Origin of the sequence: Serratia sp. (in: enterobacteria) (assembly GCF_046715635.1) — a bacterium.
Classification (GTDB): domain Bacteria; phylum Pseudomonadota; class Gammaproteobacteria; order Enterobacterales; family Enterobacteriaceae; genus Chania.
The window spans coordinates 1-3,130 of sequence record NZ_JBKJYW010000301.1; the positions used below are offsets into that span (position 1 = coordinate 1).

Annotated in this window: 3 protein-coding genes; all 3 read left to right on the forward strand. The window is 56.2% G+C overall.

Translation table 11 applies throughout. From position 1 onward, the window contains the following. The first annotated feature begins 2 nt into the window (after window positions 1-2). The 3 genes from argC to ACLQ7H_RS15635 are packed head-to-tail and all read left to right on the forward strand — an operon-like array spanning window position 3 to window position 3,030. Window positions 3-992, forward strand: coding sequence for an N-acetyl-gamma-glutamyl-phosphate reductase (argC, locus tag ACLQ7H_RS15625; protein WP_411753476.1), 990 nt, complete (start codon window positions 3-5; stop codon window positions 990-992). Window positions 993-1,012: 20 nt separating this feature from the next. Further along, entirely contained in the window at window positions 1,013-1,786 is a 774-nt protein-coding gene (argB, locus tag ACLQ7H_RS15630; RefSeq protein ID WP_021181908.1) for an acetylglutamate kinase, read from the forward strand. Window positions 1,787-1,812: 26 nt separating this feature from the next. After that, window positions 1,813-3,030, forward strand: coding sequence for an argininosuccinate synthase (locus tag ACLQ7H_RS15635; protein ID WP_024482860.1), 1,218 nt, complete (start codon window positions 1,813-1,815; stop codon window positions 3,028-3,030). Window positions 3,031-3,130: the final 100 nt, after the last annotated feature.

A 3,130-nucleotide genomic window follows, 5' to 3' on the forward strand; every position in this document is an offset into this window, starting at 1 on the left:
TGATTGTTGGTGCCAGCGGTTATGCCGGAGCAGAGCTCACGGCTTACCTGAATCGCCACCCACACATGAACATAACCGCTTTAGCGGTTTCAGCGCAAAGTGCAGATGCAGGAAAATTGCTTTCCGAACTGCACCCTCAATTAAAAGGCATCGTCGATCTGCCATTACAACCGCTGGTTGACGTTGCCGCCGCGGCAAAAGGCATCGACGTTGTTTTCCTCGCGACCGCCCATGAGGTGAGCCACGACATCGCGCCAGCATTCCTGGCCGCTGGTTGTGTGGTGTTCGATCTCTCCGGCGCCTTCCGCGTACAGGATGCTGATTTTTATCAGCAGTATTATGGTTTTACACACCAGCATGCCGACTGGCTGGCGCAGGCGGTTTACGGCCTGGCGGAGTGGCAGAGCGAAAAACTCAAGCAGGCGCAGCTGATTGCCGTGCCGGGCTGCTACCCCACGGCGGCGCAGCTGGCGCTCAAACCGCTGCTCGACAAGCAATTGCTGAACCTGGATCAATGGCCGGTCATCAATGCCGTCAGCGGCGTGAGCGGTGCGGGGCGTAAAGCCAGCGTCACGACCAGTTTCTGTGAAGTCAGCCTGCAACCTTACGGCCTGTTCAATCACCGTCATCAGCCAGAAATTTCTGCCCATCTCGGGGTGCCGGTCGTCTTTACGCCACATCTGGGTAACTTCCCACGGGGTATTCTGGAAACCATCACCTGCCGCCTGAACAAGGGCGTCACTGCGCAGGACGTGGCGGCGGCTTACCATGCGGCTTACGACGATAAACCGCTGGTGCGGCTGTACGACCAAGGGGTGCCAGCACTGAAATCCGTGGTGGGCCTGCCGTTCTGTGATATCGGCTTTGCCGTGCAGGGCGAGCATCTGATCGTCGTAGCCGCAGAAGATAACCTGTTGAAAGGTGCGGCGGCCCAGGCGGTGCAGTGTCTGAATATCCGTTTCGGCTTCCCTGAAACCCAATCCTTACTTTAAATCAGCGTGAGTAAACAGCAATGAATCCATTGATTATCAAACTAGGTGGCGTGCTACTGGACAGTGAAGAAGCGCTGGAGCGTTTGTTTACCGCGCTGGATGTCTATCGCCAGGAACATCAGCGCCCGCTGGTGATCGTCCACGGTGGTGGTTGCGTAGTGGATGAGCTGATGAAGCAGCTCTCCCTTCCGGTAGTGAAGAAGAACGGCCTGCGCGTTACTCCTGCCGATCAGATCGACATCATCACCGGCGCACTGGCGGGGACCGCCAATAAAACTCTGCTGGCCTGGGCGGTGAAGCACAAAATTAATGCCGTTGGCCTGAGCCTGGCAGACGGTGGCAGCGTTGCGGTTACCCAACTGGACCCAGCGTTGGGCCACGTGGGCCACGCAGTACCAGGAACGCCCGCGCTGCTCAATACCTTGTTGGGCGCTGGCTACCTGCCGGTGGTCAGCTCCATCGGCATTACTGCCGAAGGGCAACTGATGAACGTGAACGCCGATCAGGCTGCGACGGCTTTGGCCGCCACGCTGGGGGCGGATTTAATCTTGCTGTCGGATGTCAGCGGTATTCTCGACGGCAAAGGGCAGCGCATCGCGGAAATGACAGCACAAAAAGCCGAGCAACTGATTGCTCAAGGCATCATTACCGATGGTATGGTGGTGAAGGTTAATGCGGCGCTGGATGCTGCACGTACCCTTGGCCGCCCGGTGGATATCGCCAGCTGGCGTAATGCCGAAAAGCTTCCTGCTCTGTTTAATGGTGTGTCGATTGGCACCCGGATCCTCGCTTAAATTTAGAATTAACAAGGAATAACACAATGCAAAACAAAGGCATCAAGAAAATCGTTCTGGCGTACTCCGGCGGTCTGGATACTTCGGCCATCATTCCATGGCTGAAAGAGAACTACGGTGGCTGTGAAGTGGTAGCCTTCGTAGCGGACATCGGCCAGGAGCGCGGCGATCTGGAAGGCGTTGAGCAGAAAGCTCTGCAATCCGGTGCCTCTGAGTGTCATGTTGTCGATCTGCGTGAAGAGTTTATCCGTGACTACGTTTATCCGGTGCTGCAGACCGGCGCACTGTACGAAGGCAGCTACCTGCTGGGTACCTCAATGGCGCGTCCAATCATTGCCAAAGCTCAGGTTGAGCTGGCGCTGAAAGTCGGTGCTGATGCGCTGTGCCACGGGGCTACCGGTAAAGGCAACGATCAGGTGCGTTTCGAAACCACCTATACCGCATTGGCTCCGCACCTGAAGGTGGTTGCGCCTTGGCGTGAGTGGAACCTGCGTTCCCGTGAGGCCCTGCTGGATTACCTGAAAGAGCGTAATATTCCAACCACCGCTTCGCTGGAGAAGATCTACAGCCGTGACGAAAACGCCTGGCATATCTCTACCGAAGGCGGCGTGCTGGAAAGCCCGTGGAATGCGCCAAACAAAGATTGCTGGGTCTGGACTGTCGATCCGTTGGAAGCACCGGACAAGCCAGAACAGGTGACCGTCACCGTAGAGAAAGGCTGCGTGGTTGCCGTTAACGGTGAAGCGATGAGCCCGTACAAATGTCTGGAAACCCTGAACGTGCTGGGTGCCAAACATGGCGTGGGCCGTATCGATATCGTGGAAAACCGCTTGGTAGGCATCAAATCCCGTGGTTGCTATGAAACCCCAGGAGGCACCATTATGGTTGCTGCGCTGCGTGGGGTCGAGCAGTTGGTACTGGATCGTGATAGCTTTAAATGGCGTGAGCAGTTGGGCCTGGAAATGTCCTACGTGGTCTACGATGGCCGCTGGTTTGCTCCGCTGCGTCGTTCCATCCAGGCTTCTGCACAAGCGCTGGCGGAAGAAGTTAACGGCGAAGTGGTATTGCAGCTGTATAAAGGCCAGGTGACGGCGATCCAGAAGAAATCGGCCAACAGCCTGTACTCAGAAGAATTTGCGACCTTTGGCGAAGATGAAGTTTACGATCACAGCCATGCGGGTGGCTTTATCCGTCTGTTCTCGCTCTCTTCCCGTATTCGCGCGTTGAACGAGAAGAAAAAGTAACGTCGTTGGTTTAGCGTCAATTTGAGGGGCGCAGCATGCTGCGCCCTTTCGCATACTTATTCAGGAGCAAGATTATGGCACTTTGGGGCGGACGGTTTAG

Coding starts and splice junctions, on each gene's coding strand:
- argB (WP_021181908.1), top strand. CDS start 1,013: ATGAATCCATTGATTATCAAACTAGGTGGCGTGCTACTGGACAGTGAA.
- ACLQ7H_RS15635 (WP_024482860.1), top strand. CDS start 1,813: ATGCAAAACAAAGGCATCAAGAAAATCGTTCTGGCGTACTCCGGCGGT.